Origin of the sequence: Streptomyces sp. NPDC085932 (assembly GCF_044540525.1) — a bacterium.
In the GTDB taxonomy this organism is placed as follows: domain Bacteria; phylum Actinomycetota; class Actinomycetes; order Streptomycetales; family Streptomycetaceae; genus Streptomyces; species Streptomyces levis.
Genome location: NZ_JBITSJ010000001.1, coordinates 1,422,953 through 1,439,135, shown reverse-complemented (window position 1 = coordinate 1,439,135; position 16,183 = coordinate 1,422,953). Strand labels below are relative to the sequence as shown.

11 protein-coding genes are annotated in these 16,183 nt (G+C 73.8%); 6 read left to right on the top strand and 5 right to left on the bottom strand.

The genetic code is table 11. The features are described from left to right. Nucleotides 1–107 precede the first annotated feature (107 nt). Nucleotides 108–1,040, top strand: a complete 933-nt coding sequence (locus ACIGAQ_RS06025) for a sigma-70 family RNA polymerase sigma factor (RefSeq protein WP_399779458.1) — start codon at nt 108–110, stop codon at nt 1,038–1,040. Next, on the top strand, nt 1,037–2,518 hold the full coding sequence (locus tag ACIGAQ_RS06020) for a cytochrome bc complex cytochrome b subunit (protein WP_362282526.1): 1,482 nt from the start codon (nt 1,037–1,039) through the stop codon (nt 2,516–2,518). The genes ACIGAQ_RS06025 and ACIGAQ_RS06020 overlap by 4 nt, the downstream gene beginning before the upstream one ends. Here ACIGAQ_RS06020 and ACIGAQ_RS06015 read toward each other — a convergent pair. Together ACIGAQ_RS06015 and ACIGAQ_RS06010 are read right to left on the bottom strand one after the other, a co-directional pair. Continuing rightward, entirely contained in the window at nt 2,478–3,269 is a 792-nt protein-coding gene (locus ACIGAQ_RS06015) for an alpha/beta hydrolase (RefSeq protein WP_311684724.1), read from the bottom strand. The genes ACIGAQ_RS06020 and ACIGAQ_RS06015 overlap by 41 nt on opposite strands. A 77-nt stretch (nt 3,270–3,346) precedes the next feature. Then, nucleotides 3,347–5,590 (bottom strand): glycoside hydrolase family 9 protein, encoded by a 2,244-nt coding sequence (locus ACIGAQ_RS06010; protein WP_399779455.1) that lies wholly within the window; start codon nt 5,588–5,590, stop codon nt 3,347–3,349. Between the two features lie 420 nt (nt 5,591–6,010). Between ACIGAQ_RS06010 and ACIGAQ_RS06005 the strand changes: the two genes are divergently transcribed. Next, entirely contained in the window at nt 6,011–8,395 is a 2,385-nt protein-coding gene (locus ACIGAQ_RS06005; protein ID WP_399779453.1) for a SpoIIE family protein phosphatase, read from the top strand. Between the two features lie 126 nt (nt 8,396–8,521). Further along, nucleotides 8,522–9,784 (top strand): SLC13 family permease, encoded by a 1,263-nt coding sequence (locus ACIGAQ_RS06000; protein ID WP_362282707.1) that lies wholly within the window; start codon nt 8,522–8,524, stop codon nt 9,782–9,784. Nucleotides 9,785–9,829: 45 nt separating this feature from the next. Here ACIGAQ_RS06000 and ACIGAQ_RS05995 read toward each other — a convergent pair whose 3' ends face one another. Together ACIGAQ_RS05995 and ACIGAQ_RS05990 are read right to left on the bottom strand one after the other, a co-directional pair. Continuing rightward, on the bottom strand, nt 9,830–12,007 hold the full coding sequence (locus ACIGAQ_RS05995; protein WP_399779451.1) for a ricin-type beta-trefoil lectin domain protein: 2,178 nt from the start codon (nt 12,005–12,007) through the stop codon (nt 9,830–9,832). 239 nt (nt 12,008–12,246) lie between these two features. Continuing rightward, nucleotides 12,247–13,170: a helix-turn-helix domain-containing protein gene (locus ACIGAQ_RS05990; protein ID WP_399779449.1), complete on the bottom strand. Its 924-nt coding sequence runs from the start codon at nt 13,168–13,170 to the stop codon at nt 12,247–12,249. 62 nt (nt 13,171–13,232) lie between these two features. Here ACIGAQ_RS05990 and ACIGAQ_RS05985 point away from each other — a divergent pair, with 62 nt between their 5' ends. After that, nucleotides 13,233–14,072 (top strand): phytanoyl-CoA dioxygenase family protein, encoded by an 840-nt coding sequence (locus ACIGAQ_RS05985; RefSeq protein WP_399779448.1) that lies wholly within the window; start codon nt 13,233–13,235, stop codon nt 14,070–14,072. A 12-nt stretch (nt 14,073–14,084) separates the two neighbouring features. Here ACIGAQ_RS05985 and ACIGAQ_RS05980 read toward each other — a convergent pair whose 3' ends face one another. Next, nucleotides 14,085–15,053: an aldo/keto reductase gene (locus ACIGAQ_RS05980; protein WP_399780691.1), complete on the bottom strand. Its 969-nt coding sequence runs from the start codon at nt 15,051–15,053 to the stop codon at nt 14,085–14,087. Between the two features lie 205 nt (nt 15,054–15,258). On the opposite strand from ACIGAQ_RS05980, the gene ACIGAQ_RS05975 reads away from it, so the two are divergent. Then, on the top strand, nt 15,259–16,182 hold the full coding sequence (locus ACIGAQ_RS05975) for a hypothetical protein (RefSeq protein WP_399779446.1): 924 nt from the start codon (nt 15,259–15,261) through the stop codon (nt 16,180–16,182). Nucleotide 16,183 lies beyond the last annotated feature (1 nt).

Below are 16,183 nucleotides of genomic sequence, written 5' to 3'. Positions count from 1 at the left end.
CTCGCCCATCTCGGGGCTGAGATGTGGGTCACATCCGGCGGTGCGATGTCACATTCCGGGGCCCTGTCCGGCTCGCAGGGGTGAGCGCGCATACGGGAGGGCCACGCATGACCGAGATCTCCGCACCCGGCACCGACGCCCCGCTCGACGAGGCGACCGGGGTGTTCGTCGACCATCGCGAGCTGCTGTTCGGTGTCGTCTACAACATGCTCGGCAGTGTCGCCGACACCGAGGACGTCCTGCAGGAGACGTGGCTGTCCTGGACGGCCCGCTGCGGCGGCGCCCCCCTGGCGGGTGTCGACCACCCCCGCGCCTATCTCGTCCGGGTGGCGGTCAACCACGCGCTGCGCCGCCGGGCCGCGATCAGCCGCCGGCGGGAGACGTACGTCGGCCCGTGGCTGCCCGAGCCGCTGGTCGCCGACGAGGACGCCGGCACCGCCGACGGCCCGGCCCTGCGCGGCGAGGCGGTGTCACTGGCGATGCTGGTGGTCCTGGAGTCGCTGACACCGCTGGAGCGGGCGGTGTTCGTCCTGGGCGAGGTGTTCGGCTATCCGCACGCCGAGATCGCCGGGATCATCGACCGCTCCCCCGCCGCCGTGCGGCAGCTGGCGCACCGGGCGCGGGAGCACGTGCACGCGCGGCGGCCGCGCTACCAGGCGCATCCGCGGGTGCGGCGGGAGGCGACGGAGCGGTTCGTGCGGGCGGCACTGGGCGGGGACATCGCCGAGCTGATGGAGGTGCTCGCGCCGGACGTCACCGCGTGGACGGACGCCGGCGGCAAGCGCCGGCGGGCGGGCCTGCGGCCGGTGCACGGCCGGGACAAGGTGACCCGGCTGCTCACCTCCGGCCGGGGCGGCCCGGATCGTCCCGTGTGGCGCTACCGGCGCGTCAACGGCGACGACGCGGCGGTCCTGTTCGACGGCGACGCGCCCTTCGCCGTCCTGGTCCTGGACCTCACCCCGGAGGGCGACCGGGTGCGCGGCATCTACGTCGTGGCCAACCCGGACAAGCTGGCCCACCTGCCCCGGGAGGCGGCGTGAGCGCGGGGCGGGGCGAGCGGGTCGCCGACTGGTTCGACGGCCGGCTCGGGATCCACACGCTCGGCCGGAAGTACCTGCGCAAGGTGTTCCCGGACCACTGGTCCTTCCTGCTCGGCGAGATCTGCCTGTACAGCTTCGTGGTGCTGGTGCTGACCGGCGTGTATCTGACGCTGTTCTTCCACCCGTCGATGAACGAGGTGGTCTACGACGGGAGTCACACGCCGCTCAACGGGGTGCGCATGTCGGAGGCGTACGCCTCCACCCTGGACATCAGCTTCGACGTGCGCGGCGGGCTGCTGATCCGGCAGCTGCACCACTGGGCGGCGCTGGTCTTCGTCGCCGGGATGCTGACGCACATGATGCGGCACTTCTTCACGGGCTCGTTCCGCAAACCCCGAGAGGTGAACTGGCTGTTCGGCTGGCTGCTGCTGCTCCTGGGCCTGTTCGAGGGGCTGTTCGGCTACTCGCTGCCGGACGACCTGCTGTCGGGCACGGGCCTGAGGTTCGTGCACGGGGCGCTGCTGTCGGTGCCGATCGTGGGGACGTACCTGGCGATGTTCCTGTTCGGGGGCGAGTTCCCCGGCGACGACATCGTCGCCCGCTTCTACGCGCTGCACGTGCTGCTCGTCCCCGGGATCATGGCCGCCCTGATCGTCGTCCACGTCCTGCTCGTCGTGTATCACAAGCACACCCAGTTCGCGGGGCCCGGGCGCACCGAACGCAACGTGGTGGGGGCGCCGTTCCTGCCCGTGTACCTGGCGAAGGCGGGCGGTTTCTTCTTCCTCGTGTTCGGGGTGCTCACGCTGATGGCGGCGGTCGCGACGATCAACCCGGTCTGGTCGTACGGTCCCTATCGCGCCGACCAGGTGTCCACGGGCGCCCAGCCCGACTGGTACCTGGGCTTCGCGGAGGGGCTGGTGCGGATCATGCCCGGCTGGGAGATCACGCTGTGGGGCCACACGCTGGTGTTGGGCGTGCTGATCCCCGTCGTGGTGTTCCCGCTGCTGCTGGTGTTCATCGGGGTGTACCCCTTCCTGGAGGCCCGGTTCACCGGCGACCGGCACGAGCACCACCTCCTGGACCGGCCGCGCGACCGCCCGGTGCGCACGGCCGTCGGGGCGGCCTGGATCGCTCTCTACCTGGTCCTGCTGGCGGGCGGTGGCAACGACATCGTGGCGACCCGCTTCCACCTGTCGATCAACACGGTGACGTGGGCGGTGCGGATCGGGATGTTCGCGGTGCCGGCGGTGGTCTTCGTGGTGACCCGGCGGGTCTGCCTGGGGCTGCGGGCGCGCGACCGGGAGCTGGTGGCGCACGGCCGGGCGACGGGGGTGATCAAGCGGTTGCCGCACGGTGGGTACGTCGAGGTGCACGAGCCGCTCGACCCGGCGCGGCTGCACACGCTGACCGCGCACGAACGGCCCGGGGATCTCGTCGTCAGGAGCGGGCGCGACAGAACTCCCGGACGGTCCGGTTGAACGCCTCGGGTGCCTCGATGTTGCTGAGGTGCCCGACGCCGGGGAGCACGACCAGCGTGGCCTCCGGGATCGCCGCCAGGAACGCGCGGGCGACGAGGTCCACCGGGGAGCGGCGGTCGAGTTCGCCCCACAGCAGCAGCGTCGGCACCGTGATCCCGGGCAGCAGGTCGCTGAGGTCGGCCTCGGCCATGACGGCGAGCTCGGTACGCACGCTGCCCGGCCGGGTGTCGGCCGACATCACCGAGAGCAGGCGTACGGCTTCGGCAGGCGGTGTCCCGGCGAACAGGCCGGGCACGGTGGGTGCGAACTCCGCCGGCGGGACGGCGAGCATCCGCTCGGCCCCCTCGACCCGGGCCCGCACCTCCGCCGCGGGCAGGGAGCCCTTCCAGCCGGCGTAGGTGTCGACCAGGAGCAGGGTACGGACGAGCCCGGGATGACGCCGGTAGAGCTCCAGCACCACGGTCCCGCCCCAGGACAGGCCGAGGACGTGGGCCGGGCCCAGGCCCACGTCCTCCACGACCGCCGCCAGACAGCGGGCGTAGTCGGCCAGGGCGAAGCCGGGCGGTACGTCGGAGGACCGGCCGGCGCCCGGTTCGTCCCAGGCGACGACGGTGAACTCGTCGGCCAGATCGCGCAGCTGGCCGCGGAAGAGGCGGGCGTCGGTCGTCGCGCCGTGCGCGAGCACGAGGGGCGGGCCCTGGCCCACCCGGTCGTACGCGACCTCGATGCCGTCGACCCGCACCGCGTGCATGGCACCAGGCTACGCGCGGGTACCGGAGGCGTCCTGTCGTGCGGACGCCTCCGGTATCGGCGGTGGTGTGCCGGGGACTAGCCCTGGTCGGCCACGAAGGAGGCCATGCGGGTCAGGGCGGCGTTCCAGTTGATCGTGTGCTCGTTGGTCGACCAGGACTGGATGTCGTCGATGTAGCAGAACTGGCCGACGCAGCCCTGCAGCTTGCTCTGGGCGTAGGGGTCCTGGATGCTCGAGTTCGGCCCGCCCGCGAGGGTGCCCCGCGGCGGGTTGGGCTGGTTCGGGTCGAGCTGCCGGGCGTACCAGCGGCTGTGCTGGTTCTGGGCGCTGACCTCTCCGTAGCCGGTGACGTAGGAGATGTTGAGCGCGTTGCGGCCCAGGATGTAGTCCATGCTCTGCAGCGCGCCGTCGCGGTACTTCGAGGCGCCGGTGATGTCGTACGCGGTGGCGAGGACGACGGCGTTGTTGAGGATCTGGTGGCTGGAGCCCCAGTCGTACGTGTCCCCCTCCGGGGCGTACGGCATGCCGTACGGGTGTGCCTTCAGGGTGGCCAGGTACCGGTCGGCGCCCTTGATCACGGACTGGCGCACCTTGTCCCGGCCGGGCAGCCTGCTGGGCACCGTGGCGAGGTCGAGACGGCCGGCCGCGCCGGTGCGGGCCCAGTCGAAGCCGATGGGCTTGAACAGGTCGGCCGTGTGGACCGGTGACTTCAGCAGGTACTCCTCGAACTGCCGCTCCCCCGTGGAGAGGTACAGCTCGGCCGCCGCCCAGTAGAAGTCGTCGGACACGTCGGTGTCGGCGTAGGCGCCGCCGCCGATGCCGTCGCTCTCGGAGGCGAGGCGGTCGGGGTGGGCGAGCGCCGCCGCCCAGGCCTTGCGCGCGGCCGCCAGCGTCTTCCCGGCGAACGCCTTGTCGTGGGGCCGGTACAGCCGGGCCGCCTGCGCGGCCGTGGCGGCCAAATTCAGGGTCGCGGCCGTGGACGGCGGGTGCAGCTCACGCTTCTGCGGGTCGTCGTGGGGCATCAGCGGCAGCCCGGTCCACTGCTCGTCGTGGATCTTGTGGTGGGCCATGCCCGCCAGCGGCTTGCCGTCCGGCACCTGCATCTTCAGCAGGAACTCCAGCTCCCAGCGGGCCTCGTCGAGGAGGTCGGGCACCTTGTTGCCGCTCTCGGGGAGGGCGAGGCTGCCGTCGCCGAGCTTGCCGGGGTCCCCGGTGCGGGCGTGCAGGGCGCGTTCGTGGGTGCTCAGCAGTTCCCAGACGGAGATGCCGCCGTTGACGACGTACTTGCCGTGGTCGCCGGCGTCGTACCAGCCGCCGCTGACGTCGAGCGTGTAGTCGCAGACGCCGGGCTGGCAGGGCACGGACGTGTCGCCCTGGTTGGGTGCCACGCCGACGTGACCGGCCGGGCGGCCGTAGCCGGGGCGCAGGTCCTCGCGTATCGCGATGCCGCTGCGCTGCGTGTAGTAGTACTTCGCCGAGTCCAGCCGCAGCCGCTCGTAGGCGCTCGCGCCGATGTCGAAGGGGCGGCTGGTCTCGCCGTCGGCGACGAGCGTGAAGCCGGAGCCCTTCTTGCGGTAGGCGCCGAAGTCGAAGGAGTGCACGTTCTGCCCGGAGGAGGTGTCGACCCCGCGCGGCACGGTCGTGCCCCGGGCGACGACCGTCCCCGCGGAGTTCTTCAGTTCCCAGGGCAGCTTCGTCGTGGCGTCGGTGACGAGCGTGGCGTTCTTCGGTCCGGCGGGCAGGTAGGCGACCTGGTTGACGCGCACCCGCGGCCCGGTGTCGGGCTCGTACGGCTCCGGCGTGACCCCGCCCAGCAGCGACACGTCGTCCATGCAGAAACGCCACGCGTCCGCGCTGCCGCCGAGCTGGAAGCCGACCTGGCCCTGGGTGGTGTCCACGGGTGAGGTGAAGGTGTACGAGTAGGTGTCGCCGGAGACGCTGAGCTGCGGCGTCACCTCGTGGTAGGTGTCGTAGGGCGCCACGGACAGGCCGACGATCGCGCGCACCACGTGCCCGGCGGGACTGCCCGTCGCCTGGAAGGAGAAGCGGTACGACTCCCCCTTCACGAGGGTGATGTCGTTCTGGCCGACGGCGGCGTCCCAGCGGTTGGTGGTACCGCCGGGCACGTCGGCGCAGAGGCGGCCGTCGGACAGGCCGGCGGTGACGTTGCTGGTCGTCCACCACGGCGCGGTGGTGGTGTCGAAGGTGCCGTTCCTGACCTGCTCGATCTCCTCGGCCCCGGCCGGCGCGGAGGGCAGCGCGGTGAGCACGGTCGCCAGCAGGGCCGTCAGGGACAGCAGGGCGGTTCTGCGTCGTTTCACGTCTGGGCTCCTCCGGGAGGTGCGGGTGGGCGCTCGGCATGGGAGCGCTCCCAGATGCGGACGCAGGCCATGGTTGTGGCAGATGTGACGCGCCGTCAACGGTGCGGACAGGACTGACCGCACGGGACCGTCCGGCCCGGCCCGGACCGGCCCGCGCGCGACCGGCACGACGGCTCTCCCCCCAGGACGCGGAGGCCCGCTCAACTGATCGCGGCCGGCGCGTTCTGTCGAGGTGTCACATGGCACCGCCGCGGATGCGGGAGACGCTTCCCCTCCCGCCGTCACGCCGGCCGGATCACGGCTCCACCGCGCGGGACCGGGCCGCATGGGGGTTACCCGTCCACGCCGGGCGTCTACGGACTAGTCTGGAACTCAAGTGACCTCCCTGTTTACTGTGAGTGTCCGTATGGAGTGGCGACGATGAGCCCGGACGAGCCGTTCGACGATGGCGTGGCTGCCCGTGCCGTCATCGCCGCCGACGGCACGCTCACGCAGTGGAGCGAGGGCGCCCGCCGCCTGCTGGGGCACACGGCCGACGAGGTCGTGGGCCGCCCGGCCGCGGGGCTGCTGGCCGACGGGGCGCAACCGCCGCCCACGCCCGTCGACGCCCGCTGGAGCGGCACGCTCAGCCTGCGCCACCGCGACGGCCGCACGGTGTCCGTGTGGGTGCTCGCCCACCGCCGGCCCCCCGACGGTCCGCAGACGACCGACTGGCTCGCCGTCGCCCCGCCCGCGATGCCGGACCGGGACGACCCGGACGACCCGCTGCTGCGGGCGGCCCTCACCCAGTCGCCCTGCGCCACGATGATCTTCGACGAGGAGTTGCGGCTGCACGGCGTCAACGACGCCATGGCGGACCTGCTCGGGCTGCCGGCCGGCCGGGTGCGGGGACTGCGGCCCACCGACATCGGCAGCCGGCAGCAGAACAGCGACCTGGAGGAGCACCTGCGCCGGGTGCTGGCAACGGGCCGGCGGCAGGACATGCAGACGTACATGAAGGCCACCGGCGAGGACCGGGGGCCGCACGCCTGGCTGGCCCGGATGGCCCCGCTCACCGACGAAGCGGGACGGGTGCGGGGCGTGTGCGTGACCGCCCACGACTTCTCCGACCAGTACCGGTCCCGGGAGCGGTTGCAGCTGGTCAACGAGGCGAGCGTGCGCATCGGCACCACCCTCGACGTGACCCGTACGGCCCAGGAGCTGGCGGACGTGTGCGTCCCGGCGCTCGCCGACTTCGTCAGCGTCGACCTGCTCGACCCGGGGCAGGGCGGTGAGCCCTCCGGAACGCCGGTGCCGCCGGTCGGCCTGCGCCGGGCGGCCCACCGGTCGGTCAATCCGGGCAACCCGGAGGCCGTCGCCAAACCGGGCCAGGTGGACGTCTACCCGGAGCACTCCCCGCAGGCCGCCTCCCTGGTCGCGGGCCACACCGTCGTGGCCACCGGCTCCTCCGCCGACCTGGAGCGGTGGCTCGCCTGGGACCCGGTCCGCTTCCGCCGGGTCCGCGAGTACGGCATCCACTCCACGATGTCCGTCCCGCTGCAGGCCCGGGGCACCACGCTCGGTGTCGCCGTCTTCACCCGCTTCCGGCGTCCGGAGGCCTTCACCGACGACGACGTGCTGCTCGCCGAGGAGGTCACGGCCCGCGCCGCCGTCTGCATCGACAACGCCCGCCGCTACTCCCGCGAGCGCGAGACCACCCTCACCCTCCAGCGCAGCCTGCTGCCGCGGACCCTGCCCCGCACGGCGGCCGTGGAGGCGGCCTCCCGCTATCTGCCCGCCACCCGCTCAGGCGTGGGCGGCGACTGGTTCGACGTCATCCCGCTGTCCGGGATGCGGGTCGCCATGGTCGTCGGGGACGTCGTCGGCCACGGCATCCAGGCCTCGGCCACCATGGGCCGGCTGCGCACGGCCGTCCGCACCCTCGCCGACATCGACCTGGCCCCCGACGAGCTGCTCACCCACCTCGACGACCTGGTCGTCCGGCTCTCCCAGGAGTCCGGCGGCGGCGACGCGGGCACCGGCGAGGTGGGTGCGACCTGCCTGTACGCGGTCTACGACCCGGTCTCCCGGCGCTGCACCCTGGCCCGGGCCGGGCACCCGCAGCCCCTGCTGGTCCCGCCGGACGGTCCGGCCCGGCAGCTCGACCTGCCCTCCGGGCCGCCGCTCGGCGTCGGCGGGCTGCCCTTCGAGTGCGCCGAGGTGGACCTGCGCGAAGGCAGCGTCCTGGCGTTCCACACGGACGGACTGCTCGCCAGCCGCGAGCGGGACGTCGACGCGAACCAGCGGATGCTCCGCGAGGCCCTGTCGGCACCCTCCGACTCCCTGGACGAGACCTGCGACCGCGTGCTGCACGCCCTGCTCCCGCCGGGCGGCTCCGCCGACGACGTGGCCCTGCTGCTGGCCCGCACCCGCGGCCTGCCCTCCTCCCAGGTGGCGACCTGGGACATCCCCGCCGACCCGGCGCTGGTCGCCCCCATCCGCAAGCAGGTCGTCGACCAGCTGGAACGCTGGGAGCTGCTGGAGGCCACGTTCACGGCCGAGCTGGTGGTCAGCGAGCTGGTCACCAACGCCATCCGCTACGGCGCCCCGCCCATCCGGCTCCGGCTCATCCACGACGCGTCCACGCTGATCTGCGAGGTCTCCGACACCAACCACACGGCGCCGCACCTGCGGCGGGCCAAGACCTGGGACGAGGGCGGCCGGGGCCTGCTCCTGGTGGCGCAGCTCACCCAGCGCTGGGGCAGCAGGCACACCACCGAGGGCAAGACGATCTGGGCGGAGCTGGCGCTGCTCGACGACATCTGACCGGCCCCGGGCCGGCGCCCGGCCGGACGGGACCGCTCCCGCGACGCCGTCGCGTTCATTACGGCTCTCTTACCTTCACCTGGTTCCCTCGGCGGGCACCATCTGTTCGCGTCCCGGAGGACTCCCCTGCACACCCCGCTCGCCGAAGTCCTGTCCGTGACGCTGCTGGCCGCCGTGCTCCTGTGGGCCGTGGCCCGCCCGAAAGGGCTGCCCGAAGCCGTGCTGGCGGTGCCGGCGGCGGCACTCGCGGTCGCCGTCGGGATCATCTCGCCCGCCCACGCCTGGGAGGAGATCCAGCGGCTCGGCCCCGTGGTCGGCTTCCTCGCCGCCGTGCTGGTGCTGGCCCACTTCTGCGACGTCGAAGGTCTCTTCACCGCCTGCGGGGCGTGGATGGCCCGCAGGTCCGCCGGGCGCCCCACCCGGCTGCTGACGGCGGTGTTCGTCCTGGCCTCGCTCATCACGGCCGTGCTCAGCCTGGACGCCACGGTCGTCCTGCTCACCCCGGTCGTGCTCGCCACCGCCGGGCGGATGGGCGTGCGGGCCCGTCCGCACCTGTACGCCTGCGCCCACCTGTCGAACACCGCCTCGCTGCTGCTGCCGGTCTCCAACCTCACCAATCTGCTGGCCTTCACGGCGAGCGGACTGAGCTTCACGCGGTTCGCGGCGCTGATGGCCCTGCCCTGGCTGGTCGCGATCGCGGCCGAGTACCTGGTGTTCCGGCGGTTCTTCGACGAGGAGCTGAGCGCCCCGCTCCCCTCCCCCGACGACGACGCCGGACCGCCCGAGCCGCTGCCGCTGTTCGCGCTCGTCACGGTCGGCTGCACGCTGGCCGGGTTCGTGGTGGCCTCCGCCGTGGGCGTGTCACCGGCGTGGGCCGCCCTGGCCGGGGCGCTGGTGCTGGCCGGGCGGGCCCTGCTGCGTCGGCGGGCCACCCCGCTGACGGTGGTGCGCTCCGCGGCACCGGCCTTCCTGGCGTTCGTGCTCGCGCTCGGGGTCGTCGTGCGCGCGGTCGTGGACCACGGGCTGGCCGACGCCCTCCAGCGGGTGCTGCCCGGCGGTGACGGTCTGCTCGCCCTGCTGGGCCTGGCCGCCCTGGCCGCGGTGCTGGCGAACCTCATCAACAACCTGCCCGCGGTGCTCGTGCTGCTGCCGCTGAGCGCGGGGTCCGGCCCCGGTGCCGTGCTGGCGGTGCTGCTCGGCGTGAACATCGGCCCCAATCTGACCTACGCCGGGTCGCTGGCGACCCTGCTGTGGCGGCGGATCGTGCAGCAGCACGGGCACCGGGTCGGGCTCGGTGAGTTCACCCGGCTCGGGCTCCTGGCGGTACCGGCGGCGCTGGTACCGGCCGTGGTGGCGCTGTGGCTGTCCCTGCGCGTCCTGGGGGTCTGAAGGGCTGGAGGGCTGGAGGGCTGAGGCGGCGGATCCGCCCTCGCCTCAGCGGGCGTCGCCCCCGCCACGGCCGCCGTGGCCGTATCCGCCGTATCCGTAGCCGCCGTATCCGTAGCCGGGGTAGCCGTACTCCGGAGAGCCGTACCCGCCGTCCTCGTCGCAGTAGTGCCCGTAGCGGTGGCAGGGCGGTTCGCTGGGGGCCGGGCTGCTCGGGGCGGGCTCGGAGGTGGTGGGGGCCGGCGCGGGCGTGGCCGTTCCGGACGGAGCCGGTGCCGGGGCGGGTGGGGGCGTGGGCCGGGGGGACGGCAGAGCGGCGTCCCAGGTGACGGCCGCCATCCGCAGGTCGGCCTTGGCGGTGTCGATCACCCAGCGCTGCACGTCCTGATCGGCGCGGGCCTTGAGGACCAGGGAACCGGAACCGTCCGTCGCCGCCGGGGCCAGAGCGAGGTCCTGGTCCCAGCGGGGCACCAGGGCGCCCTGGAGGGTGAAGTCGTAGCGGACGTTCCTGGGGTCCGGCCGGGAGGCGCCCGTGCAGGGGGCCAGCCGCACGGAGTAGCCGAGACGCGAGTCCAGGCACAGCTCGGGAGCGGCCCCGTTGCGCAGCAGGCCGTCGGTCTCGTACGTCCACTGCTGACCGGAGTCCGCGGAGCACGGGGCGAGTTCGGCCTCCGCGCCCTCTACGGCCTTCCCGCCGTCGAGGCCGACGCACCGGTCGGAGCCGACGTTGTGCAGCCGGCCGCGCAGGGCGCCCTTCGCGGCGTCGCCGGATCCGGCCCAGGACGGGTCGCGGGTCCGCTCGCCCGTGTCCGGACCGGGTGCCTCCTCGGCACCGCGCCCGGTGCCCGGCGGGCCGCCGTCCCCGGAGTTCGCGAGGGACCACAGCACCAAGGGCACGACGACGAGGCCGCTGACGGTCAGGACGCCGGCGGCGAGGTGGCGGCGCCGGGCGGCACGGCGGGCCGCCTTGTGGGCCGATCGGCGGGCGGCGACACGGGATCCCGCGGCACGTGATCCCGCGGCACGTGATCCCGCCGAGCGTGATCCGGCGGCACGCGATGCCGCGCCACGCGGGCCGGGGGTGGCGTCGTCGGACGACGGCGCCACGGCATGTGCGGGGGTCAGGACCGGGTCCGGGTCCTGCTCCTGGGCGCCGCTCCGGGCTGCCGCCGGTGACGAGGTGCCGTCTCCGGTCGCGCCGGAGTCGGTGAACGACTCCCCGATCGCGCCGGCGAGGGTGACCGGGTCCGGGAAGGCCTCCCGGGCAGGGCCCGCCGGACCGGGCGTGACCGCACGCGGCGGTGCGGACGGGGTCCCGAACAGCTCCTGGGCCGCCTCGACGGCCCTCCCCTGGGCCGTCGCGCCGGCGGGCATGCCGCTGTCCGGCCAGGCCTCCGCGCTCCCGGCGGGGCGGCCCTCGGCGTACTGCCGCCCGCCCCAGCCGAGCACCGCCTCGGCCAGGGCGGTGCCCAGGCCGCGGTCGAAGTGGCCGAGCTGGTCGGCGGCGGCGCCGCAGTGCCCGCAGCTGCCGATATGCGCGCGTAGATCCGGGTCGATGGCGTGACCGCCCCGCCGGTACGTCACGTCCAGCAGGCGGAGGTAGCGCCGGCACTCCTCGTCGGGGGCGAGTTCGCGGTGCAGTTGGAGGCACTCCTCGCGCAGCCGGTCCCGGGCCCGCTCCAGTTCGACGCGGGCGCCGTCCTCGTCCAGGCCGAGCAGCCTCGCCGGGGCGGCCGGCGGTTCCGCCTCGACCTCGACGTGCCAGAGCAGACAGCGGGCGGACTGGGGCAGCCGGGGGAAGGCCCCGGACAGCAGACGCCGGTGCGGCGGGGGCAGCAGCCGGGCGGCGGGCCGCTGACCGTCCTCGGCCCGCAGGTCGGGGTGGAGCATGTCGCGCCGGTGGTCACCGGCCCATTCGGCCGCGATGCGCCGTACGGTCACCAGCAGGTGCGGGCGCCAGGCGGAGGTCGGGCCGTTCCGGCGCAGCGTCTCCCCGAACAGCCGGGTGAACGCGGCGGTGGTGAGGATGCCGGCGGCGCGCGGGCCGTCGGTGCACAGCCGGGCGTAGGCGAAGCCCGCCTCCCAATGGCGGTCCAGCAGCTCGCCGACGGGGTGCAGGGCCGGGGTCGCCCCCGTCCACTTCCTGAGCTCGGCACTCAGCTGCTCGTCCGTCGCTCCGAACCCGCGGGCCGGGGCCGGAGAATTCGACGGGCCTGCGTCATTCACGACTGCATTCCTCTCGAGGACATGCGGAATAAAAGTCCGGACCAAGGGGTATGCCGGCACGTCGGCCGCGCGCATACCAAGAATGGCGCGTTGTCCGCACGCCTGCACGGCACACCTTTGCACAGGTCAGCGACAGGGAACAAGAGAACCAGCCGTTTCGTGCATTGCGTGCGCGGCCGCCGCCTTTTGACAGAATGTCAACCGGCCGAGCAAAAGGGATTTCGGCTCTGTTCCCGGATTCAGTGGCGGGTCCGGTAGGCGCCGGGCGGTATCCCGTAGCGCTCCCGGAAGACCCGGTTGAAGTGGAAGGGGCTGGCGAAGCCGGAGGCCGCGGCGACGCGTTCCACGGGCAGGTCGGTGTTCTCCAGCAGCCGGGCCGCGTGCCGCAGCCGGGCCTCGCGCAGGGCCCGCATCGGCGACTGGCCGAGCTGTGTGCTGAACAGGTGGGCGAAGCGGGACGGTGACAGGGCGACGTCCTCGGCGAGCGAGCGGACGGTGTGCGGGGCGCCCGGATCGGCGGTGATCAGTTCCTCGGCGCGGCGGACGCGGGCGTCCAGACCCGGTCGCGTGACCGTGGGCCGGGCGGCGGCGGTGACGAGCAGGACGATCTCCTCCAGGGCGCACAGGGCGAGTTCGCGGGCGGCGCTGCCGTGCGCGACGGCGACCTGACCGTCCGGGGAACCGGCGGGGCCGGGGCCGGGCGGTGCGCCGGTCCCGGTCCAGCGGGCGTCGGCGTGCATGCGCCGGAAGACCGCCGCGACCCGGCCGTGCAGTGCGGCGGGGACCGACAAGACCGTGTACATCCCGTCGCCGGTGCCGTACGGCCGCAGCCACGCGGTCCAGGCCGGGCGGGCCTGGCAGTGCGCCCACCAGAACCGCCAGTGCCGGGCACCCGGCCCGACCGCGTAGCCGTGCGGGGCGCCCGGCGCGAGCACGACGAGGTCGCCCGGGCCGGCCGGAGTCCGCGCGGCGCCCTGCCACAGCCGTCCCCGCCCTCCCGTGGTCCAGGTGACGAGCCAGCTCGGGGACCCCTGGGGCCGGTTGACGGTGTATCCGGAGGGCTGGTCGTAGTGGCCGAGCACGACCAGGCCGGGGGGCGGCGCCGGATCGCCGGCGTCTTCCCGCGCAGCAGTGCCGGGCAATCCGTCAGCACGCACGGGCATCCTCCTGGGCGACGCGGCGGCCTAGCGTGAGGACCGGGGGACACCGATCGAGGAGTGCGTTCATGGCAGTCACGGGCAACGGCGCCACCGGCGCTCCCATCCTGGACCACGCCGGGCTCCGGCGACACCGGGAGGGCTTCGAGGAGGACGGCTTCACGGTGGTCCGCGGTCTCTTCGGGGCCGAGGAGACCGACCGGCTGTGCGGGGAGTTGGCGGCGCTGCGCGAGGCGGGAGGTGTGCCCGGGCACTTCCAGCCGCGCGCCGCCGGGCCGGACGCGGATCCGCTGCACGTGTGGCCGCGCGTGATGCATCCGCACGAGATCAGCGAGCACGCGCGCGAGGTCCTGCTCGACGCCCGGCTGCGGACGGTGCTGGAGACGCTGCTCGGTGAGGAGGTGCTGGCTGCGCAGAGCATGTTCTACTTCAAGCCGCCGGGCGCCCGCGGGCAGGCGCTGCACCAGGACAACTTCTACCTGCGGGTCGAGCCGGGCACGTGCGTGGCGGCGTGGGTGGCCTGCGACGTGATCGACCGGGAGAACGGCGGTCTCGAGGTCGTGCCGGGCACGCACCGCATGGACCTGTTCTGCCCGGAGCTCGCCGACTCCGACGTGTCCTTCGCGCGGGAGTACGTCCCGCCGCCGCCCGGGCTGGCGGCCGTGCCCGTCGACATGCGGCCGGGGGACGTGCTGTTCTTCAACGGCAGTCTGGTGCACGGCTCGCAGCCCAACCGCTCGGCCGACCGGTTCCGGCGGTCGTTCATCGGTCACTACGTGGGGCGGTCGGCCGAGCGGATCGGGGCGTTCTACCGGACCCTGGCGATGGACGGGGCGCGGGTGGTGCTGCCGGAGAGCGAGGGCGCGGGGCCCTGCGGCACGGAGTTCGCGCCGCAGGGGCCCCACTAGTCACGCGCGGTCTCAGTGACCGGCGACGGCGTGCGGGGCGTAGGGGCGTTCCAGCTCTTCTCGTTCCTTGCCGTCGAGCCCCAACTCCACCGCCGCGACCGCGTCCGTGAGGTGGTGCGGCTCGGACGCGCCGACGATCGGGGCCGTCACCGTGTCCTGGTGGAGGAGCCAGGCCAGGGCGACGCGGGCGCGCGGGACGCCGCGGGCCTCGGCGATGCGTGTGACGGCCTCGACGATCGCGCGGTCACCGTCCCGGTAGAGGGTGCTGCCGAAGGTGTCGGTGGCGCTGCGGCCGGTCGTGGTGTCCCAGTCGCGGGTGAGGCGGCCGCGGGCGAGCGGGCTCCACGGCAGGACCCCCACGCCCTGGTCGGCGCAGAGGGGCAGCATCTCGCGCTCCTCCTCGCGGTAGAGCAGGTTGTAGTGGTTCTGCATCGAGACGAAACGGGTCCAGCCGTTCAGCCGCGCGGTGTACTGCATCTTGGAGAACTGCCAGGCGTACATCGAACTGGCCCCGAGGTAACGGACCTTGCCCGCCTTGACGACGTCGTGCAGCGCCTCCATCGTCTCCTCGACCGGGGTGTGCGGGTCGAAGCGGTGGATCTGGTAGAGGTCGACGTAGTCCGTGCCCAGGCGGGCGAGGCTCCGGTCCAGCTCGGTCATGATCGCCTTGCGGGACAGGCCTCCGCCGTTCGGTCCGGGGCGCATCCGGTTGTTCACCTTCGTCGCCAGGACGATCTCGTCGCGGCGGGCGAAGTCGCGCAGGGCGCGGCCGACGATCTCCTCGCTGGTGCCGTCGGAGTAGACGTTGGCCGTGTCGAAGAAGGTGATGCCCGCCTCGACCGCCTGCCGGATCAGCGGGCGGGAGGCCTCCTCGTCGAGGGTCCACTCGTGCGTGCCGCGGTCGGGCAGGCCGTAGGTCATGCATCCCAGACAGATCCGAGACACGTCCAGGCCCGTCGAACCGAGCTTCACGTACTGCATCGTCGCTGCTCCTGCCATCGGGTGGATTGTCAGCGCCACCGTACGTGCTGGTGTGCGCTCGAAGGCGGGGCCGTCCGGCGGCCGGCCGCCGGTTGCTGCCCTCAGGGGACCGACCGGCGTGGGAGCGGCGGGGCGGTCCGTCCCGCGGCGCATCCTCGGCGCAGGTGACCGGTGCCCGGCCGGTCGGTCGGGTGCGGGAGGACACGTGGCGGCACGACGGAGGACACTCAGGATCCTGACCGGGGCGGCGGCGGTCTGCGCCGCGCTCGTCTCCACGGCCTGGAGCCGGCCGGTCCCACCGCCGGCCGACGACGTCCGGGCCGAGTCGGCAGCGGCCGGCGCACCGGTGACCGAGTCGGCGACGACCGGGGCGCCTGCGGCCGAAGGTCCGGCGACACTGTGCGCGCCCGCGGGTGTGCTGCGGGGCCCGGGCGGCGAGCGGGCCGTGGTCCAGTTGTGCGCGGGCAGCGGCACCCCGATGACGGCCCTCTCGGCCCCCGCCTCCTGCCGCCGGCCCGGGACGTCCGTCCGGTACGCGTGTCTGACCTCGGGCAGCTGGACGGCGCGGCGCGACGGCGTGACCGTGGCCTCCGGGACACTGCCCGGTTCCCAGCCGTACCCCGGCCCCGGCACCTACGAGGTCACCGCCTCGGTGCACGTGCGGTCCACTCCGTCCGGGGTGGACCTGCGCGGCACGGTGCGGGCCACGCTCACCCTGACCGCGCCGAAGCAGCAGCCCACGCACCGTGTCGAGGTCGACCGGCACACGCTGCGCCCCGGCACCACGACCGCGCTGACCTACCGGGTGTACCGGGACAGCGAACAGGGCGACGGCAGCGCGCGGTTCGGGCTGATCGGCGAGGAGCGCACCGGGGTGCGGATCAGCACGTCGGACGCGCGGTGCGTCAATCCGCTCGTCGGCCGGGCTCCGTCGCGCGACCGGCTGGGGTTCTCGGTCGACTGTGCGCTCACCGATCTGCAGCCGGGGCGTCCGGCCACCGTGCGGGTGACGGTACGGCTGGCGTCCGCCTGCTCGACGGTGGTCTCGAAGCTGGGCTACTGGATGCCGCGCGGGCAGGCGCTGTACACCGGCGGCATGGTGGAGGGCCCGACCGTCGGCTGCACCTGAC

Excerpts from the sequence above, each read along its gene's own strand:
- ACIGAQ_RS06005 (WP_399779453.1), top strand. The coding sequence starts at position 6,011 with ATGAGCCCGGACGAGCCGTTCGACGATGGCGTGGCTGCCCGTGCCGTC.
- ACIGAQ_RS05980 (WP_399780691.1), bottom strand. The coding sequence starts at position 15,053 with ATGCAGTACGTGAAGCTCGGTTCGACGGGCCTGGACGTGTCTCGGATC.
- ACIGAQ_RS05990 (WP_399779449.1), bottom strand. The coding sequence starts at position 13,170 with ATGCCCGTGCGTGCTGACGGATTGCCCGGCACTGCTGCGCGGGAAGAC.
- ACIGAQ_RS06025 (WP_399779458.1), top strand. The coding sequence starts at position 108 with ATGACCGAGATCTCCGCACCCGGCACCGACGCCCCGCTCGACGAGGCG.
- ACIGAQ_RS06015 (WP_311684724.1), bottom strand. The coding sequence starts at position 3,269 with ATGCACGCGGTGCGGGTCGACGGCATCGAGGTCGCGTACGACCGGGTG.
- ACIGAQ_RS05985 (WP_399779448.1), top strand. The coding sequence starts at position 13,233 with ATGGCAGTCACGGGCAACGGCGCCACCGGCGCTCCCATCCTGGACCAC.